17 protein-coding genes are annotated in these 19,385 nt (G+C 61.3%); 6 read left to right on the top strand and 11 right to left on the bottom strand.

Annotation, left to right across the window (positions count from 1 at the left end; translation table 11 throughout):
* Positions 1-99: 99 nt before the first annotated feature.
* From phoU to BMX59_RS04985, 6 genes are all read right to left on the bottom strand, one after another.
* Complete coding sequence (gene phoU / locus BMX59_RS05010; protein ID WP_058424288.1) at positions 100-861, bottom strand: phosphate signaling complex protein PhoU; 762 nt, start codon at positions 859-861, stop codon at positions 100-102.
* 70 nt (positions 862-931) lie between these two features.
* Complete coding sequence (pstB, locus tag BMX59_RS05005) at positions 932-1,765, bottom strand: phosphate ABC transporter ATP-binding protein PstB (RefSeq protein ID WP_025856391.1); 834 nt, start codon at positions 1,763-1,765, stop codon at positions 932-934.
* A gap of 69 nt (positions 1,766-1,834) precedes the next feature.
* The gene (gene pstA, locus BMX59_RS05000) at positions 1,835-3,505 is read right to left on the bottom strand and encodes a phosphate ABC transporter permease PstA (protein ID WP_092241613.1); all 1,671 of its coding nucleotides are present in this window, start codon (positions 3,503-3,505) and stop codon (positions 1,835-1,837) included.
* Between the two features lie 15 nt (positions 3,506-3,520).
* A complete protein-coding gene (locus BMX59_RS04995; RefSeq protein ID WP_170856048.1) occupies positions 3,521-5,554 on the bottom strand; it encodes an ABC transporter permease subunit in 2,034 nt (677 codons plus the stop codon).
* Positions 5,555-5,938: 384 nt separating this feature from the next.
* Positions 5,939-6,925, bottom strand: coding sequence for a phosphate ABC transporter substrate-binding protein PstS (locus BMX59_RS04990; RefSeq protein ID WP_092241611.1), 987 nt, complete (start codon positions 6,923-6,925; stop codon positions 5,939-5,941).
* Positions 6,926-7,143: 218 nt separating this feature from the next.
* The gene (locus BMX59_RS04985; protein ID WP_093120318.1) at positions 7,144-8,433 is read right to left on the bottom strand and encodes an MFS transporter; all 1,290 of its coding nucleotides are present in this window, start codon (positions 8,431-8,433) and stop codon (positions 7,144-7,146) included.
* A gap of 458 nt (positions 8,434-8,891) precedes the next feature.
* Here BMX59_RS04985 and BMX59_RS04980 point away from each other — a divergent pair, with 458 nt between their 5' ends.
* Both BMX59_RS04980 and BMX59_RS04975 read left to right on the top strand, forming a co-directional pair.
* On the top strand, positions 8,892-9,296 hold the full coding sequence (locus tag BMX59_RS04980) for an acyl-CoA thioesterase (RefSeq protein ID WP_003176975.1): 405 nt from the start codon (positions 8,892-8,894) through the stop codon (positions 9,294-9,296).
* Between the two features lie 58 nt (positions 9,297-9,354).
* On the top strand, positions 9,355-10,254 hold the full coding sequence (locus BMX59_RS04975; RefSeq protein ID WP_093120315.1) for a D-hexose-6-phosphate mutarotase: 900 nt from the start codon (positions 9,355-9,357) through the stop codon (positions 10,252-10,254).
* 61 nt (positions 10,255-10,315) lie between these two features.
* Here the strand turns inward: BMX59_RS04975 and BMX59_RS04970 are convergent, their stop codons facing one another.
* From BMX59_RS04970 to purE, 4 genes are all read right to left on the bottom strand, one after another.
* Positions 10,316-10,852, bottom strand: a complete 537-nt coding sequence (locus tag BMX59_RS04970) for a DUF3299 domain-containing protein (RefSeq protein WP_071490826.1) — start codon at positions 10,850-10,852, stop codon at positions 10,316-10,318.
* A gap of 78 nt (positions 10,853-10,930) precedes the next feature.
* Positions 10,931-11,176, bottom strand: a complete 246-nt coding sequence (locus BMX59_RS04965) for a GlsB/YeaQ/YmgE family stress response membrane protein (RefSeq protein WP_058424295.1) — start codon at positions 11,174-11,176, stop codon at positions 10,931-10,933.
* Between the two features lie 106 nt (positions 11,177-11,282).
* Positions 11,283-12,368 (bottom strand): 5-(carboxyamino)imidazole ribonucleotide synthase, encoded by a 1,086-nt coding sequence (locus BMX59_RS04960; RefSeq protein WP_015886586.1) that lies wholly within the window; start codon positions 12,366-12,368, stop codon positions 11,283-11,285.
* A gap of 11 nt (positions 12,369-12,379) precedes the next feature.
* On the bottom strand, positions 12,380-12,871 hold the full coding sequence (gene purE, locus BMX59_RS04955) for a 5-(carboxyamino)imidazole ribonucleotide mutase (protein ID WP_003176980.1): 492 nt from the start codon (positions 12,869-12,871) through the stop codon (positions 12,380-12,382).
* A gap of 380 nt (positions 12,872-13,251) precedes the next feature.
* Between purE and BMX59_RS30040 the strand changes: the two genes are divergently transcribed.
* Positions 13,252-13,887, top strand: coding sequence for a hypothetical protein (locus BMX59_RS30040; RefSeq protein ID WP_139212849.1), 636 nt, complete (start codon positions 13,252-13,254; stop codon positions 13,885-13,887).
* 56 nt (positions 13,888-13,943) lie between these two features.
* Here the strand turns inward: BMX59_RS30040 and BMX59_RS04950 are convergent, their stop codons facing one another.
* A complete protein-coding gene (locus tag BMX59_RS04950) occupies positions 13,944-14,855 on the bottom strand; it encodes a LysR substrate-binding domain-containing protein (RefSeq protein ID WP_092241605.1) in 912 nt (303 codons plus the stop codon).
* Positions 14,856-15,037: 182 nt separating this feature from the next.
* Between BMX59_RS04950 and aspA the strand changes: the two genes are divergently transcribed.
* From aspA to BMX59_RS04935, 3 genes are all read left to right on the top strand, one after another.
* Complete coding sequence (gene aspA / locus BMX59_RS04945; RefSeq protein ID WP_071490829.1) at positions 15,038-16,462, top strand: aspartate ammonia-lyase; 1,425 nt, start codon at positions 15,038-15,040, stop codon at positions 16,460-16,462.
* A gap of 380 nt (positions 16,463-16,842) precedes the next feature.
* Positions 16,843-18,294, top strand: coding sequence for an alanine/glycine:cation symporter family protein (locus tag BMX59_RS04940; RefSeq protein ID WP_093120311.1), 1,452 nt, complete (start codon positions 16,843-16,845; stop codon positions 18,292-18,294).
* Between the two features lie 77 nt (positions 18,295-18,371).
* The gene (locus BMX59_RS04935; RefSeq protein ID WP_093120308.1) at positions 18,372-19,349 is read left to right on the top strand and encodes an asparaginase; all 978 of its coding nucleotides are present in this window, start codon (positions 18,372-18,374) and stop codon (positions 19,347-19,349) included.
* The last annotated feature ends 36 nt before the right edge of the window (positions 19,350-19,385 follow it).

Genomic DNA, 19,385 nt, shown 5'->3' with positions numbered 1-19,385 from the left:
CAGTCACGTTGGGACTTTCTTGTGCCCCCTCGCTGAAAAATTCGGGCCCGCAAACAAAAACGCCCGACCAAAGGCCGGGCGTTAATTTCTCGGGCAACCTTACTTATCGTCAGGTACGCCCGGAACATTAGGGATTTGATCGACTGAACCTTCAACTTCGGCCTTCATGCGCTTGAGGCCCATGTGCCGCACGTCGGTGCCGCGCACCAGGTAAATCACCAGTTCGGAGATATTGCGCGCATGGTCGCCAATCCGCTCCAGGGAGCGCAGCACCCAGATAATGCTCAAGACCCGCGAGATAGAGCGCGGGTCTTCCATCATGTAGGTGGCCAGCTCACGCAGCGCAGTCTTGTACTCACGGTCGATGACCTTGTCGTACTGGGCCACCGACAGTGCCAGTTCGGCGTCGAAGCGGGCAAAGGCGTCGAGCGCATCGCGCACCATGTTGCGCACCTGGTCGCCGATGTGGCGCACTTCCACGTAACCGCGCGGCGCTTCGCCTTCTTCGCACAACTGGATGGCGCGTCGGGCGATCTTGGTGGCTTCGTCGCCGATGCGCTCCAGGTCGATCACCGATTTGGAGATGCTGATGATCAACCGCAGGTCGGACGCCGCCGGCTGGCGACGGGCGAGAATGCGCAGGCATTCTTCGTCGATATTGCGTTCCATCTGGTTGATCTGGTCATCGATCTCACGCACTTGCTGGGCCAGGCCCGAGTCGGCCTCGATCAGCGCGGTGACCGCATCGTTGACTTGCTTCTCCACCAGCCCGCCCATCGCCAGGAGGTGGCTGCGCACTTCCTCGAGCTCGGCGTTGAACTGCGCGGAGATGTGGTGGGTAAGGCCTTCTTTGCTAATCATGTTGGCGTCCTTGGAGCGTCCGGTAAGGTGCGGATAACCGCAGCGTCAGTGCAATCAGAACCACAGCTTCCTAGCCGTAGCGACCGGTGATGTAGTCTTCGGTCTGCTTCTTCGCCGGATTGGTGAACAGGGTATCGGTGTCGCCGAATTCCACCAGCTTGCCCATGTACATGAACGCGGTGTAGTCGGAAACCCGCGCCGCCTGTTGCATGTTGTGGGTCACGATAACGATGGTGAACTTGGACTTGAGCTCGTAGATCAGTTCTTCGACTTTCAGCGTCGAGATCGGGTCGAGAGCCGAGCAGGGTTCGTCGAGCAGCAACACTTCCGGCTCCACGGCGATTGTGCGAGCGATCACCAGACGCTGTTGCTGGCCGCCGGACAGACCGAGGGCCGAGTCGTGCAGGCGGTCCTTCACTTCGTCCCACAGCGCCGCGCCTTTCAAGGCCCACTCGACCGCTTCGTCGAGGATGCGCTTCTTGTTGATGCCCTGGATACGCAGGCCGTAGACCACGTTTTCGTAGATGGTCTTGGGGAACGGGTTGGGCTTCTGGAACACCATGCCCACGCGCCGACGCAGCTCGGCCACATCTTCGCCCTTGCGGTAAATGTTGGTGCCGTAGAGGTTGATGGCACCGTCCACACGGCAACCGTCCACCAGGTCGTTCATGCGGTTGAAGGTACGCAGCAGCGTGGACTTGCCGCAGCCCGACGGGCCGATGAAGGCGGTCACGCGCTGCTTGGGAATGTTCATGCTGACGTCGAACAGCGCCTGTTTTTCACCGTAGTACAGGCTCAGGCCCGGCACTTCGATGGCCACGGTTTCCTGGGCAAGGCTCAGGCTCTGCTTGTCGCGACCCAGGGCAGACATGTTGATGCCGTGAGTGTGGGTGTCTTGCTGCATGGGATGCTCCCTGTGCTACCAATTCATTGTGTGTGGGAGGGGGCTTGACCCCTCCCACATTGAAAAGCTTTAGCTGTCCAACGCTTTGTATTTTTCGCGCAGATGGTTACGGATCCACACTGCCGACAAGTTGAGCGTGGCGATCACCAGCACCAGCAGCAACGCGGTGGCGTACACCAGCGGCCGGGCGGCTTCGACGTTGGGGCTCTGGAAGCCGACGTCATAGATGTGGAAGCCCAGGTGCATGATCTTCTGGTCCAGATGCAGGTACGGGTAGTTGCCGTCCAGCGGCAACGACGGCGCCAGTTTCACCACGCCCACCAGCATCAGCGGCGCCACCTCACCGGCGGCGCGGGCCACGGCGAGGATCATGCCGGTCATCATTGCCGGGCTGGCCATCGGCAGCACGATCTTCCACAGCGTTTCCGCCTTGGTCGCACCCAGTGCCAGGGAGCCTTCACGCACAGTGCGAGGAATTCGCGCCAGGCCTTCTTCCGTGGCCACGATCACCACCGGCACCGCCAGCAGCGCCAGGGTCAGCGAGGCCCACAACAGGCCCGGCGTGCCGAACGTCGGCGCCGGCAGGGCTTCGGCGAAGAACAGGCGGTCAACCGAGCCACCCAATACGTACACGAAGAAGCCCAGGCCGAACACGCCGTAGACGATGGCCGGTACGCCGGCCAGGTTGTTCACGGCGATACGGATAACCCGCGTCAGGGTGTTCTGCTTGGCGTATTCACGCAGGTACACCGCCGCCAGCACGCCGAACGGGGTCACGATCATCGCCATGATCAGGGTCATCATCACGGTGCCGAAGATGGCCGGGAAGATCCCGCCTTCGGTGTTGGCTTCCCGTGGGTCATCGCTGAGGAATTCCCAGACCTTGCTGAAGTAGAAGCCGATCTTGGTGATCGTGCCCATGGAGTTCGGCTGGTAGGCGTGCACCACTTTGCCGATGCCGATTTCCACTTCCTTGCCGTTGCCGTCGCGAGCGGTCAGCGCGTCGCGGTTGAACTGGGCGTGCAGGTCGGCCAGGCGGGCTTCGATGTCTTGGTAACGGGCATTCAGCTCGGCGCGGTCGGCGTCCATGTCGGCCTGTGCGGCGGCGTCGAGCTTGCCTTCCAATTCCAGTTTGCGGCCATGCAGGCGGATACGTTCCAGGCCGGCGTTGATTGCGCCGATGTCGGATTTTTCGAGGGTCTTGAGCTGGGCAGCCAGCTTGTTGACGCGGTCCACACGGGCCTGCAGCTCCGGCCAGGCAGCCTCGCCTTCGGCAATGACCTTGCCATCCTGCTTGACGTTGACCAGGGTGCCGTAGAAGTTGCCCCACTCACGCCGCTCGATGGTCATGAGGTTCGCCGGCGTGGTCTGGTCCTTGAGCCACTCGCCGACGATCCAGGTGAAGTCATTGCCGTTCAGGTCACGGTTGCCGACCTTGATCAGCTCGCGGGTCATGAACTCAGGGCCCTGGTCCGGCACCGGCAGGCCGGCGCTTTTCAGGCGCTCGCGGGGTACTTCTTCCTTCTGCACCACTTCGCCGATGACGATATGGTTTGCCTGGCCCGGCACGTTGTAGTTGGCCTGGATCAGGTCGGCCGGCCAGAAGTGGCCCAAGCCACGCACGGCGATCACCGCCAGCAAACCAATGGTCATGATGACCGCGATGGACACCGCGCCACCACTGATCCAGACGCCGGGGGCGCCGCTCTTGAACCATCCATTCAGGGAGTTCTGTTTCACAGACTTCTACCTTTCTTAAAGCGACGAGTATTTCTTGCGCAGACGCTGACGGATCAGCTCGGCGAGGGTGTTCATGATGAAGGTGAACAGCAGCAGCACCAGCGCCGAGAGGAACAGCACGCGGTAGTGACTGCCGCCCACTTCCGACTCGGGCATTTCCACGGCGACGTTGGCCGCAAGCGTTCGCAGGCCTTCGAACAGGTTCATCTCCATCACCGGGGTGTTACCGGTGGCCATCAACACGATCATGGTCTCGCCTACCGCACGGCCCATGCCGATCATCAGTGCCGAGAAAATGCCCGGGCTGGCGGTGAGGATGACCACGCGGGTCATGGTCTGCCACGGCGTGGCGCCCAGGGCCAGGGAACCCAGGGTCAGGCCGCGCGGTACGCTGAACACGGCGTCTTCGGCGATGGAGTAGATGTTCGGGATCACCGCGAAACCCATGGCCAGGCCGACCACCAGGGCGTTGCGCTGGTCGTAGGTGATGCCCAGGTCGTGGGAGATCCACATGCGCATATCGCCGCCGAAGAACCAGGTTTCCAGGTACGGGCTCATGTACAGCGAGAGCCAGCCCACGAACAGGATCACCGGGATCAGGATCGCGCTTTCCCAGCCATCCGGTACGCGCAGGCGCAGGGACTCAGGCAGGCGGCTGAAGATGAAGCCGGCCACCAGGATGCCGATCGGCAACAGCATCAACAGGCTGAAAATGCCCGGTAGATGCCCTTCCACATACGGCGCCAGGAACAGGCCGGCGAAGAAGCCGAGGATCACCGTCGGCATGGCTTCCATCAACTCGATCACCGGCTTGACCTTGCGGCGCAGGCTCGGGGCCATGAAGTAGGCGGTGTAGATCGCGGCGGCAACGGCCAGTGGCGCGGCCAGCAACATGGCGTAGAACGCGGCCTTCAAGGTGCCGAAGGTCAACGGGGCCAGGCTCATCTTGGGTTCGAAGTCGGTGTTGGCGGCGGTCGACTGCCAGACGTATTTAGGCTCGTCGTAGTTTTCGTACCAGACCTTGCTCCACAACGCGCTCCAGGACACTTCCGGGTGCGGGTTGTCGAGCATCAGCGGCTGCAGCTTGCCGCCCGCCTCCACGATCACGCGGTTGGCCCGTGGCGACATGCCGTACACGCCTTGGCCGTCGACCACCGGGTCCACCAGCAGGGTGCGGTGGGCGGTGCTGTGGAATACGCCGAACTGGCCGGACGCGTCGAGGGCGGTGAAGCCCTTGCGGCGCTCTTCGGCGGAAATTTCCACGATAGGCGTGGTGCCCATCTGGAAGGTACGGATCTGCTTGAAGCGCTGCTCGCCATCCGGGTCGCGGGCCATGAACCACTGGGCCAGGCCGCCCTTGGAGTTACCGATGATCAGCGAGATACCGCCCACCAGCTGCGTGCTCGCGGTGACTTCGGCAGTCCCGTCTTCCAGCAGTTTGTAGCGACCATTGAGGCTCTTGTCGCGCAGGCTGAACACATCGGCCAAGGCACGGCCGTTGATCACATACAGCCATTGCTGGCGCGGGTCGATGAAGATTGCCTTCACCGGCTCGGTCATCTGTGGCAGCTCGATGCGCTTCTGCTCGCTGGTGACTTCGCCGGTCATCATGTTTTCTTCGCGGCTCAGGGACAGCACATTCAAGTGCGAACCCGCGGAGCCTGCCACCACCAGGGACGAATCCGTGGCGTTAAGGGCCACGTGTTCCAGCGGGCGGCCGGCGTCATCCAACACGATCGGCGTTTCACCGTAGGGGTATTCGATCGCCGGCGTGATGGTTTTCTTGCCGTCCGGGTAGGACACCTTATAGGTGTGGCGGAACACCAGGGACTGGCCGTTGGATAGACCGAGGATCACCAGCGGGCTGCCGGGCTGGTCTTCACCGATAGAAGCAACGCTGGTGCCGGCGGGCAGGGGCAGGTCGACACGCGTGAGCTCGGCACCGGTCTCGACATTGAAGAACAGCGCCTGGCCCTTGTCGGAAACCCGCATGGCGACTTGGTTCTGTTCTTCGAGGGAGATCATCAGCGGCTTGCCCGCGTCCTGGATCCAGGCCGGGGTCAGGGCGTCTTCCTTGGTCAATGAGGCGCCTTGAAACAGTGGCGCGACGACGTAGGCCAGGAAGAAGAAAATCAGGGTGATGGCGCCGAGGACGGCGAGGCCGCCGACCAGCACATACCAGCGGGTCAGGCGATCCTTGAGCGCGCGAATGCGGCGCTTGCGTTGCAGCTCAGGCGTATTGAAGTCAATGCGCTTGGGGGGAGAAGTCGTCGTCATGGTGGAATTGGCCAGATCATTCATGCGCACACCCTAGCGATCCTGTATGACAGAAAGATGACAGTGCAGTGACGCAACAAATCCGCCGCGAAGCAAGGCTGGCAGCGGACTAGAAAATTCGGATGCGGGGCCGGTACGCCGGCCCCGCAGAGGCAATCAGTTGCCTTCTTTCAGACCCAGGTCAGCCAGGGCCTTGGCGGCGACTTTGGCTGGCAGTGGGATGTAGCCGTCTTTCACTACAACTTCCTGGCCTTGTTTGGACAGCACCAGTTTCACGAACTCGGCTTCCAGCGGGGCCAGAGGCTTGTTCGGCGCTTTGTTGACGTACACGTAGAGGAAACGCGACAACGGGTATTTGCCGTTCAGGGCGTTTTCTTCGCTGTCTTCGACGAAGTCAGTGCTGCCTTTCTTGGCCAGAGCCACGGTCTTCACGCTGGCAGTCTTGTAGCCGATGCCCGAGTAACCGATACCGTTCAGCGAAGAGCTGATCGACTGCACGACCGAAGCCGAGCCTGGTTGTTCGTTCACGTTTGGCTTGTAGTCGCCTTTGCACAGGGCTTCTTCCTTGAAGTAGCCGTAGGTGCCGGACACCGAGTTACGACCGAACAGTTGCACCGGCTTGTTGGCCAGGTCGCCGGTCACGCCCAGATCACCCCAGGTTTTCACGTCGGCTTTGCCACCGCACAGGCGAGTCGAGGAGAAGATCGCGTCGACTTGTTCCATGGTCAGGTGCTGGATCGGGTTGTCCTTGTGCACGAACACGGCCAGGGCATCCACCGCAACCGGAATAGCGGTTGGCTTGTAACCGTACTTCTGCTCGAAGGCAGCCAGTTCGGTGTCCTTCATCTTGCGGCTCATCGGGCCCAGGTTGGAGGTGCCTTCGGTCAGCGCTGGTGGCGCGGTGGCCGAGCCGGCAGCTTGAATCTGGATGTTGACGTTCGGGTATTCCTTTTTGTAACCCTCGGCCCACAGGGTCATCAGGTTAGCCAGGGTATCGGAACCAACGCTGGACAGGTTGCCCGACACACCAGTGGTCTTCACGTACGCCGGGATTGCCGGATCAACACCAGCGGCCACCGCGTTGGCGGTCGCAACGCCAGCAGCGACAAAAGTCATTGCCGCCATCAAACGTTTCAGTTTCATGCCTTGCTCCTAGCAGATAGGGATAATTGGATCGGGGCCAAGTATCGGGAGGCCGTGTGAACACTCTATGTCTGGAATGTGACAATTAGATGAAAGGCCACTATTCAACGACGCCACGAAAAGCGCGCAGGCACGAGGCCCGGGAGGGAGAGATTAAGGCTTGGAAATACGTTGAAACGTGATCGTTCCCAGGGCCGGGAACGATCGTCATCCATGGCTTAGCGCGAACGCTTCCACAAATACCCACCCACCACCATCCCCATCACACACAGGGCGGCAACGTAGTAGGCCGGACCCAGCGGGCTTTCCTTCATCAGCAGCGATACCGCCAGCGGCGTCAGCCCGCCGAACACGGCGTAGGCCACGTTGTAAGAGAACGACAAGCCGCTGAAACGCACCACGGGCGGGAAGGCCTTGACCATCACGTAGGGCACCACGCCGATGGTGCCCACGAACAGACCGGTCAGGGTGTACAGCGGGAACAGCCAGTCAGGATGGTTGAAGAGGCTGTGATAGAGCGTCCAGGATGTGGCCAGCAACAGCGCACAACCGATCACCAGCACCCGGCCGGCACCGAAGCGATCAGCCAGGGCGCCGGAGGCGATGCAGCCCAGGCTCAGGGTGACGATGGCCAGGCTGTTGGCCTGTAATGCCACGGTCGGGCTGAAGTGATAGAGGGTCTGCAGCACGGTCGGGGTCATCAGGATCACCACCACCACGCCGGCCGACAGCAACCAGGTCAGCAACATCGACAAGACGATGGCGCCACGGTGGTCGCGCAGCACCGCGCGCAACGGCAACTCGGCGGCCAGTGCCTTGCGCTGCTGCATCTCGGCGAAGATCGGCGTTTCATGCAGCCAGCGGCGCAGGTACACCGACAACAGGCCGAACACACCGCCCAGCAGGAACGGGATACGCCAGGCGTAATCCGAGACTTGCTCCGGGCTGTAAATAGTATTGATGGCGGTGGCCACCAGCGATCCCAGCAGGATCCCGGCGGTCAGGCCGCTGGTCAGGGTGCCGCAGGCGTAACCGATATGCCGTGGCGGTACGTGTTCGGAGACGAACACCCAGGCGCCGGGTACTTCGCCGCCAATGGCCGCGCCCTGGATGATGCGCATCAGCAGCAACAGGATCGGCGCCCACAGGCCGATCTGCGCGTAAGTTGGCAGCAGGCCCATGATCAGGGTGGGCACGGCCATCATGAAGATGCTCAGGGTGAACATCTTCTTGCGGCCCAGCAGGTCGCCGAAGTGCGCCATGATGATGCCGCCCAGGGGGCGCGCGAGGTAACCGGCGGCAAAGATGCCGAAGGTCTGCATCATGCGCAGCCATTCGGGCATGTCGAGCGGGAAGAAGAGTTTTCCGACCACGGTGGCGAAAAACACGAAAATGATGAAGTCATAAAACTCCAACGCCCCGCCCAAGGCAGACAGCGACAGGGTTTTGTAGTCGTTGCGGGTCAGCGGGCGCGAAGGTTGCGCACTGCTTGCGGGCACGGAGGACATGGCAAGGCTTCTCTTATAGTAGTCGGGACGGCAAGCCCGGGACTTGCGGCAGGCATGGCAAGATAGCAAATCGCTCGCAAAAGCACAGCGGTGAGCGAATAACCGTTCAACCGCGCGAATTATTCCGCTTTCCTGAGCGTTATCTGCGCACAGAAGCACAGTTGCCGGAAAAAGCCGCAATACAGCCGCGAATTGCCGACCAAATGAACGCCCAGAGGTCGTCGTGGCGACAACGTGTCGATATACTCGGCCCTTGCAAGCGCAAGACCCCCAGTCTTGAGGGGCTGCTGTGCCAAACCGTCGTTGGAAGCCGTCCAGCCGATTTGGCAGAGCTTCCCTTTAGTACGCCTTACGAGAAACGCATCACGCGGAGTATGTTGGTGCTGAAACGTTTTTCCATAAGACGGCTATCCACTTGAAATACCCATGAAGCGTTACGGGTCAGAGGCACCCTTGGCATGATCGAACTCGAACAAGAAGATCCTATCCCGCAAGGCGATCTCGCCCTGCAAATCACCGCCCTGCCGCGTGAAACCAACGGTTTTGGCGACATTTTCGGCGGCTGGCTGGTCGCACAGATGGACCTGGCCGGCACCGCGATGGCAAGCAAGGTCGCGGGCGGGCGTGTAGCCACCGTGGCCATTGATCGCATGGCGTTCCTGGTGCCGGTCGCCGTGGGCGCGCAGCTCTCCTTCTATACCCAGGCCCTGGAAATCGGTCGCAGCTCGATCCAGATGATGGTCGAAGTGTGGAGCGACGACCCGCTGTCCAGCGAATGGCGCAAGGTGACCGAGGCGGTGTTCGTGTTCGTCGCCATCGATGGCAGTGGCCGCACGCGTTCGGTGCCGTCGCGCGCACGTTAAACCTCACCGGGTTTTGACGGTCAATTGCCCCATTGCCTGCCATGAAGAGTGCTTTGTTATGCCGACACCCCACGTTGAAACCGTGAAAATCGACGAGTTGGACTGCTGGCGCATCCGTCACAACGGCGCCGAACTGATGGTGGCCCGACAGGGCGCACATATCTTCAGTTACCAGCGCGACGGCGAGCAGCCGCTGATCTGGCCGAACCCTGAAGCGGTGTTCAAGCAGGGCAAAGGCATTCGCACCGGCGTACCGGTGTGCTGGCCGTGGTTTGGCGTGTTCGACCGCAACCCGCAGAGCGTCAAGGCGATGCGCCAGAGCGACCAACCGGCCGGCGCCCATGGTTTCGTGCGCACGGCGCTGTGGGAATTGGCCGCGAGCGCGCTTGAAGGTGAGGCACTGCGGGTGGACTTGGTACTGCCAGTCCCAACAGGCGGCTTTCCTGGCTGGCCCCACGAGGTCGATCTTAAACTGAGCCTGTTGCTGGACGATCAGTTGCACATCCACCTGACCAGCCATAACCGTGGCAACGATACCGTGACCCTCAGCCAGGCACTGCACACCTATTTTGCGGTGAGCGACGTACGCAAGGTGCACGTCGAGGGACTGGACGGAGCGGCGTATATCGATACCGCTGACAACTGGGCAACGAAGCAGCAAGCCGGGTTGCTGCATTTCACCGGCGAGACTGACCGTATCTACCTCGATACGCCTGCACAGCTGAGTATTGTCGATAAAGATTGGCAGCGCCGTATCCAGCTCACTGCCGAGGGCTCGACGTCAACGGTGATCTGGAACCCCTGGACCGAACGTGCCAAGGCGTTTGATGACATGGCTGACGATGGCTGGACGGGCATGTTGTGCATCGAGACAGCCAATGTGCTGGATGATGTGGTGAGTCTGGCACCCGGTGAAAGCCACACCTTGGGCGTGAGCATCAGCGCTGTCGCCCTGTAAGAACGCCAATCACAATGTGGGAGGGGGCTTGCCCCCTCCCACATTGGTTATATGTTGCCCTTTAAAGATCGGATTCCTTGACCACGCGTACTTTTCCGGCATCCAGCGCATACGCCGCATCCGCCAGATCGTTGTTCACCTTCTCCACCTTCAACGTGCCGGTGACCCACAGCGGCGTATAGATATCATCCAGCTTCAAGCCCTTGGGATAACGCACCAGCACCAACTGGTTAGGCGGTGGTGGCGGCACATGGATACATGCGCCCGGATACGGTACGAGGAAGAACAAGGTGCTGCGGCCCTTGGCGTCGGTCTCCAACGGCACCGGATAACCGCCGATGCGGATGTTCTTGCCATTCATGGCCGCCACGGTCTTGGTTGAATACATCACCGCCGGCAAGCCTTTGCTCTGCTTCAGGCCACCCTTGTCGGTGAACGTGCCTTGGGCCTCGGGCGAGTTGTGGTCGATCTCGGGCATGGCTTCGAGGGCTTTTTGATCCGACAGCGGCATCAGGTCGAGCCAGTCGGTTTCCGGCAGTTCGCCGGCGTGCGCCAGGCCAGGGCCCAGCAGGAGGAGTATCAACAAAAGACGGCGCATGGAGAGGCTCGGCAAGTACAGGTGGCGAGCATTCTAGCCCTCCGCGCCTGCGCAGCGCAGAGGGCTTCGTCGCTTAGATCATTTCTTTTTCAGCAGGCCGTAGATCACCAGCAGCACGATGGCGCCAATCAGCGCGCCGAGGAAGCCAGCGCCCTGGCCTGCCTGGTAGATGCCCAGGGCCTGGCCACCGTAAGTGGCGACCAACGAACCTGCGATGCCCAGCAGGATGGTCATGATCCAGCCCATGCTGTCGTCGCCTGGTTTCAGGAAACGCGCGAGCAGGCCGACGATCAAGCCGATAAAAATGGTTCCAATGATACCCATGGCATTTCCCTCTGAATGTAGGTGAGCTATGCCAAAGCCTAGTCAGGCTTTGGCATCCTGCAATCAGAGGACGGCGGTCGCCGAATGGTTCCCGCCGATCCCTGGCTTATTGCTCGGCGATCAACGCTTCGACCTTGAGGATCTGCGCTTGCAGCGTTGCACGATCCTTGCAGCGCAGGTTGGCGTGGCCGACCTTGCGCCCGGCCTTGAAGGCCTTGCCATAGTGATGCAGATGGCAGTCGTCGATCGCGATGACTTTTTCCACGGGCGGCACCACACCAATGAAGTTGAGCATGGCGCTCTCACCGACCTTGGCCGTGGAACCCAACGGCAAGCCCGCCACCGCCCGCAGGTGGTTTTCGAACTGACTGCACTCGGCGCCTTCGGTGGTCCAGTGCCCGGAGTTGTGTACGCGCGGGGCGATTTCGTTGGCCTTGAGGCCACCGTCGACTTCAAAGAACTCGAACGCCATCACGCCGACGTAATCCAGCTGCTTGAGTACACGGCTGGAATAGTCTTCGGCCAGCGCTTGCAACGGGTGGTCGGTGCTGGCCACGGACAGCTTGAGGATGCCGCTGTCATGGGTGTTGTGCACCAATGGGTAGAAGCGGGTTTCGCCATCACGGGCACGCACGGCGATCAGCGAGACTTCACCGGTGAACGGCACGAAGCCTTCCAACAGGCAGGCGACGCTGCCCAGCTCGGCGAAGGTGCCGACCACATCGGCGGCGGTGCGCAGGACTTTCTGGCCCTTGCCGTCGTAACCCAGGGTGCGGGTTTTCAGCACGGCGGGCAGGCCGATGCTGGCGACGGCGGCATCCAGGTCCGCCTGGGACTGGATATCGGCGAAGGCCGGGGTCGGAATGCCCAGATCCTTGAACATGCTTTTCTCGAACCAGCGGTCACGGGCGATGCGCAGGGCTTCGGCGCTCGGGTATACCGGCACGAATTGCGACAGGAACGCCACGGTTTCAGCCGGAACGCTTTCGAACTCGAAGGTCACCAGGTCGACTTCGTCGGCCAGCTGGCGCAGGTGGTCCGGGTCGCTGTAGTCAGCGCGCAGGTGTTCGCCCAGGGCTGCCGCGCAGGCGTCCGGCGCCGGGTCCAGGAAAGCGAAGTTCATTCCCAGCGGGGTGCCCGCCAGGGCCAGCATGCGGCCCAGTTGGCCGCCACCGATTACACCGATTTTCATCGTCAACAACCTCAGGCGATGCGTGGGTCTGGATTGTCCAGCACGCTGTCTGTCTGCTCAGCACGGAATTTTTTCAGCACCGCATGGAATTGCGGGTGCTTGGCGCCCAGGATACTGGCGGACAGCAGGGCGGCGTTGATCGCGCCGGCCTTGCCGATCGCCAGGGTCGCCACCGGGATACCGGCCGGCATCTGCACGATGGACAACAGCGAATCCACGCCCGAGAGCATCGCCGACTGCACCGGCACGCCGAGCACCGGCAGGTGGGTCTTGGCCGCACACATGCCGGGCAGGTGCGCTGCACCGCCGGCACCGGCGATGATCACCTCGATGCCACGGGATTCTGCTTCATCGGCATACTGGAACAGCAAATCCGGAGTGCGGTGGGCGGAGACCACTTTCACTTCGTAGGGAATGCCGAGTTTTTCCAGCATATCGGCGGTGTGGCTAAGGGTGGACCAATCGGACTTGGAGCCCATGATCACGCCAACCAATGCACTCATCGTCGTGCCTCTTCTCTCTGGGCGCCCACAGGCGCGTCAAAAAACAACAAGCCACGCGGGAAATCCGGCGTGGCTTGGTGTACGAATTAAGGCCGGTTGGACCGGCCGAAGGCCGCGCAGTATACCGTAATAATCCAGATAAACAGCCCCTGGGATGACCATCTGTCCAGCGCATCGCCCAAGGCCACTTATTGACTCAGAAGTCAGCCGCTTTCTGTTCAATCCCATTAAAAGCGCCACACTGATAACTGCGCGAATTACAACACCTGACACAGTTTCCTACTGACTCTTCAGACAAGTTATCACTTCATGAAAGTGCATCGACTATACGCTCGTTCCTCGTCACTTAATCTTCGACACGACACACGGAGGATATATCTATGGGCACTCACTCCATCTTCAACTTCTATCGAATCGTTTCACAAGGCGCCTCAACAATAACGGAACATTCCGCGCGCCCCGCCAGACAACCGATTTATGTGAATGTGATTTTTCACAAAGACTTGGGTCATGTCACCGAACGGGAATTCGAGCAAACTCATTTGGCCTTGGCCAAAAAACACATTGAGGAAATTTCAGGACGGGAAGTTGTCATCAATGTGATCCGCGACCCCAAAATTCGAGACTTCGCCTACAAATCCGACAACGATGTCGAGCGTGGCCTTCACGAACACCTGAGCAGAAACGGGAACCCAGGTCGCGACCGCCAAGCGGGAAAACCCAAGATCGAGAAAACTTTATTTGTAACACCGAACACTTCAAGCTTCAGAGAACCTGCAAAGGCCGACCCCAGCCATACGTATGGAATAACTTCTTACAACAATCCTCGAGGCGCTGCGCACGCACTTGGGCTTCTGCTGGGCGCAACGCGTGAAGACGGGGCCATCACTTATAACGGTTGGTGGAATGATACGTTCATGAAATACAACGGCGAGTCCCTGCTGCGCGGCAATGACTTGAACTACTCCGACGCCAACAAACAAAACATTCGCAAATACCTTGATAAATTCGACTGAGCCACCGTCCCGATCAATTTCACCAGGTCACGATCGCTTTGGGTTTTATTCGCCGCTCACAGCGTTGCGCCGGCCACGCCACCTTCCAACTTGCGCCATAGCAACCGCACATTCGCCTTGCGTACCAAGGCACAGCGGTACAGCCGAATCTCCAGCGGCACATGCCATTGCGGCCCGCCGCAGACCACCAGCTCACCACGCGCCAGCTCGGCACGCACGCTCAACTGCGGCACCCAGGCAATGCCCAGGCCTTCCAGGGCCATGCTCTTGAGGCTGTCGGCCATGGCGGTTTCGTACACCGTGGTGAAGCGCAGCGCACGCTGGCGCAGCAGCAAATTCACCGAGCGACCGAGAAACGCGCCGGCGCTGTAGGCCAGCAACGGGACGCTGCCGTCGCCTTCCAGGTCGAACATCGGTTTGCCATCGGCATCGGCGGCACACACCGGGAGCATTTCGGTGTTGCCCAGGTGCAGCGACGGGAAGATTTCCGAATCCATCTGCATCGCGGCGTCCGGGTCGTAGAACGCCAGCATCAGGTCACAACCGCCTTCGCGCAGCGCATGCACGGCGTCGCCGACGTTGGTGGCCACCAGCCGCGTGGCGATGTTCAGGCCTTCGTTGCGCAATTGCGCGATCCAGCGCGGGAAGAAGCCCAGGGCCAGGGAGTGCGCCGCAGCCACTTGCATGACCTCACCCTGCCCGCCTTCCAGGTGATGCAAATGGCGCAGCACTTCACCGAGCTGTTCGACCACTGTACGCGCCGTGACCAGGAACAACTGGCCCGCCGCCGTCAGCTCCACCGGCGTGCGCGAGCGGTTGACCAGGGTCAGGCCCAGGGCCGCCTCCAGGCTGCGGATGCGTCGGCTGAACGCCGGCTGGGTGACGAAGCGCCGCTCCGCCGCCTGGGAAAAACTGCGGGTCGCCGCCAAGGCGCTGAAGTCTTCCAGCCATTTGCTCTCAAGGTTCATTGCTGCCTCCCGTGGGTACGCACCATTTTGGCACACACGCCCGCCATGATAACCGGGTCACACTCACATTATGCCGTTTGTGCATAGGCCAGTGTTTAACAGCATTGGCCCAAAAAGTTCTACAAGCCTAGCATTCGCAGCGTTCCGGCCAGTTCCGGGTCCATATCGAGATGATTTCCGTCATGTCCTCCGCTGCATCTTTCCGTACCGAAAAAGACCTGCTTGGCGTACTTGAAGTACCGGCTCAAGCGTATTACGGCATCCAGACCCTACGAGCGGTGAACAACTTCCGCCTCTCGGGCGTTCCGATTTCGCATTACCCGAAATTGGTGGTCGGTCTGGCAATGGTCAAGCAAGCGGCGGCTGACGCCAACCGCGAGTTGGGCCAGCTCAGCGAAGCCAAGCACGCTGCCATCAGCGAAGCCTGTGCCCGTCTGATCCGCGGCGATTTCCACGAAGAGTTCGTGGTGGACATGATTCAAGGCGGTGCCGGCACTTCAACCAACATGAATGCCAACGAAGTCATCGCCAACATCGCGTTGGAGGCCATGGGCCACAAGAAGGGCGAGTACCAGTACCTGCACCCCAACAACGACGTGAACATGGCGCAGTCGACCAACGACGCCTACCCCACCGCGATCCGCCTGGGTCTGCTGCTGGGCCATGACGCGCTGCTGGCCAGCCTCGACAGCCTGATCCAGGCCTTCGCCGCCAAGGGCGAAGAATTCAGCCACGTACTGAAAATGGGCCGCACTCAGTTGCAAGACGCCGTGCCGATGACCCTGGGCCAGGAATTCCGCGCCTTCGCCACCACCCTGGGTGAAGACCTGGCACGCCTGAAAACCCTGGCGCCTGAGCTGCTGACCGAAGTAAACCTGGGCGGCACCGCCATCGGTACCGGCATCAACGCCGACCCGCGCTACCAGGCCCTGGCCGTACAGCGCCTGGCGGTAATCAGCGGCCAGCCGGTCGTGCCGGCTGCGGACCTGATCGAAGCCACCTCCGACATGGGCGCCTTCGTGCTGTTCTCCGGCATGCTCAAGCGTACTGCGGTGAAGCTGTCGAAGATCTGCAACGACCTGCGCCTGCTGTCCAGCGGCCCACGCACTGGCATCAACGAGATCAACCTGCCGGCCCGCCAGCCGGGCAGCTCGATCATGCCCGGCAAGGTCAACCCGGTGATCCCGGAAGCCGTGAACCAGGTGGCGTTCCAGGTCATCGGTAACGACCTGGCCCTGACCATGGCGGCCGAAGGCGGCCAACTGCAACTGAACGTGATGGAGCCGCTGATCGCCTTCAAGATCTTCGACTCGATCCGCCTGCTGCAACGTGCCATGGACATGCTGCGCGAGCACTGCATCGTCGGCATCACCGCCAACGAAGCCCGCTGCCGCGAACTGGTGGAGCACTCCATCGGCCTGGTTACCGCGCTGAACCCGTACATCGGCTATGAAAACGCCACCCGCATCGCCCGTATCGCCCTTGAAAGCGGCCGCGGCGTGCTGGAGCTGGTGCGCGAAGAAGGCTTGCTCGACGACGCCATGCTCGACGACATCCTGCGCCCCGAAAACATGATTGCTCCACGCTTGGTCCCGCTGAAGGCCTAAGCGTTTATTGCACCGCTCACCAGGCTGAGGGACTAGACACCTCTCACCTTTTGAGGGCCTGAAGGCTCGTTCTTCAGGCCCTTTTTTTTGCCCCGAGGTTGTGAAATGAAGCCTATAAAAACGCCAATATCGCTCTGCAGGCCCACCGCCCAGCTGAAACCTTTAATCGCCCCGAGCAGACGGATCACGTTCGCCTAGGTATAGTGCCGCCCCTCTTCGCGTCAGAGATCGTCGGTAACGAGGTCCTGTGCAGCGCGAAACCGCATGAATAACAACACCCGCAAAAGGATTGGGGTCGAACGTCGTGCACTGCCTGGTGCTGAGCGATAGCGTCGAACCGTCCTGCGTTTGCCATTAGAAAAATCAGCGAGGAACACTCCATGCTCGAAGTCATCAACGACTTCCTCTCAGGGAAAGTACTGATCGTGCTCATTGTCGGGCTCGGCGGTTATTTCACGATTCGCTCGCGTTTCGTACAACTGCGTCACTTCTTCCACATGTTTTCGGTGTTTCGCGACAGCCTGAAAAACAGCTCCGACCAGCTCAGCTCCTTCCAGGCGCTGATGCTCAGCCTGGCCGGTCGCGTGGGTGCCGGTAACATTGCCGGTGTCGGTATTGCCGTGACACTGGGTGGCCCGGGCGCCGTGTTCTGGATGTGGGTCACCGCACTGGTGGGCATGTCGTCGAGCTTTATCGAGTGCTCCCTCGGCCAGTTGTACAAGCGCACCGACGCGGAAGGCACCTTCCGTGGCGGCCCGGCCTACTACATCCAGCACGGTTTGCAGAAGCGCTGGCTGGGCATGGTCATGGCGTTCCTGTTGCTGGTGACCTTCGGTTTTGCTTTCAACGGCTTGCAAGCCCACGCCGTGACCCACTCGCTGAACAACGCCTTTGGCCTGGACACCACCTACACCGGCCTGGCGCTGGCGGTACTGCTGGGCCTGGTGTTCATCGGCGGGATCAAGCGCATCGCCTCGATTGCCGACCTGCTGGTGCCGGTCAAGACCCTGGTCTACATCGCCGTGACTCTCTATGTAATCGTGCTGCAATTCGACCATGTGCCGGCCATGCTCGCGACCATCGTCAAGAGCGCCTTCGGCCTCGACCAGGCCTTCGGGGGCCTGGTGGGCAGCGCGATCATCATGGGTGTGAAGCGCGGCGTGTTCGCCAACGAAGCCGGCCTGGGCAGTGCGCCTAACGTGGCGGCGGTGGCGTCGGTCGAACACCCGATCGCCCAGGGCGTGGTGCAGGCGTTCAGCGTGTTCCTCGATACCTTCGTGATCTGCACCTGTACCGCGTTGCTGATCCTGCTCTCCGGCTTCTACACCCCGGGCTTCGAAGGCGACGGCATTGCCCTGACCCAGAACTCCCTGGCGGCGGTGGTGGGCGACTGGGGCCGCATGTTCATCTCGGTGGCCCTGGCGTTGTTCGTGTTCACCTCGATCATGTACAACTACTACCTGGGCGAGAGCAACCTGCGCTTCCTGGTAGGCAACAACCGCAAGGTGCTGATGGGCTACCGCGCCCTGGTGCTGGTGCTGATTTTCTGGGGTTCCATCGAGAACCTGAGCACCGTGTTCGCCTTCGCCGACATCACCATGACCCTGCTCGCGTTCGTCAACCTGTTCGCCCTGGCGTTCCTGTTCAAGATCGCCATGCGCATCCTCAACGACTACGACAACCAGCGCGCCGCAGGCATCAAGACCCCGGTATTCGATTCCAGCCAGTTCCCTGACCTGGACCTGGACCGCAAGGCCTGGCCAGCCAACCCGGTCAAGCCTGAGCCAGACGCTCAAACTACCGCTGAACTGAACGCTCAAGCGCAACGCTGAGTGTAGAGAGATGACACGCCGCCCGGCCTTGGGCATGCTCTGGGCCCGGCGGCGTTTTTCGTTCAGGAGAAAATTCGATGTCCCCAGCTAACAACGTGATGGTGCTCTACACCGGTGGCACTATCGGCATGCAGGCCAGCGCCAACGGCCTGGCGCCCGCTTCAGGTTTTGAGGCGCGTATGCGCGAACAGCTTGCCGACGCGCAACTGCCCGCCTGGCGCTTCCAGGAAATGTCGCCGCTGATCGACAGCGCCAACATGACCCCCGTCTACTGGCAGCGCCTGCACGCCGCCGTGGTTGAGGCGGTGGACGCCGGCTGCGACGCCGTACTGATCCTGCACGGCACTGACACGCTGGCCTACAGTGCCGCCGCCATGAGCTTCCAACTGCTCGGCCTGCCGGCGCCGGTGGTGTTCACCGGCTCCATGCTACCCGCCGGCGTGCCCGACAGCGATGCCTGGGAAAACGTCAGCGGTGCCTTGGCGGCGCTGGGCGAAGGCCTGGCGCCGGGCGTGCAGTTGTTCTTCCACGGTGCGCTGATGGCGCCGACCCGCTGCGCGAAAATCCGCAGTTTCGGTCGCCACCCGTTTGCTGCCCTGCAGCGCAATGGCGGCGTCGCCCAGGCCGAAATGATCCCGGCCGCCCTGCATTACCGTCAGCCCAAAGCCGTGGCTAACGTCGGTGTGCTGCCGCTGGTGCCGGGTATTGCCGCCGGACAACTGGATGCACTGATCGACAGCGGCATTCAGGCGTTGGTGCTGGAATGCTTCGGCAGCGGCACCGGGCCGAGCGACAACCCGGCGTTCCTGGCCAGCCTCCAACGCGCGCACGATCAAGACGTTGTGGTGGTGGCGATCACCCAATGCCATGAAGGCGGTGTGGAGCTGGATGTGTATGAAGCGGGCAGCCGTTTGCGCGGCGTCGGCGTGTTGTCCGGTGGCGGCATGACCCGCGAAGCGGTGTTCGGCAAGCTCAATGCACTGCTCGGTGCAGGGCTCGACACCGCCGAGGTTCGTCGCCTGGTGGAACTCGACCTGTGTGGCGAGCTGAGCTGACCGGCCTGTAACTTGCTTCCCTTCCAGCCATCCCCT

It is taken from the genome of Pseudomonas sp. NFR09, assembly GCF_900111535.1.
GTDB classification, from domain to species: domain Bacteria; phylum Pseudomonadota; class Gammaproteobacteria; order Pseudomonadales; family Pseudomonadaceae; genus Aquipseudomonas; species Aquipseudomonas extremorientalis.
The sequence above is the reverse complement of the archived record's forward strand: the minus strand, read 5'-3'. Positions and strand labels throughout refer to the sequence as shown.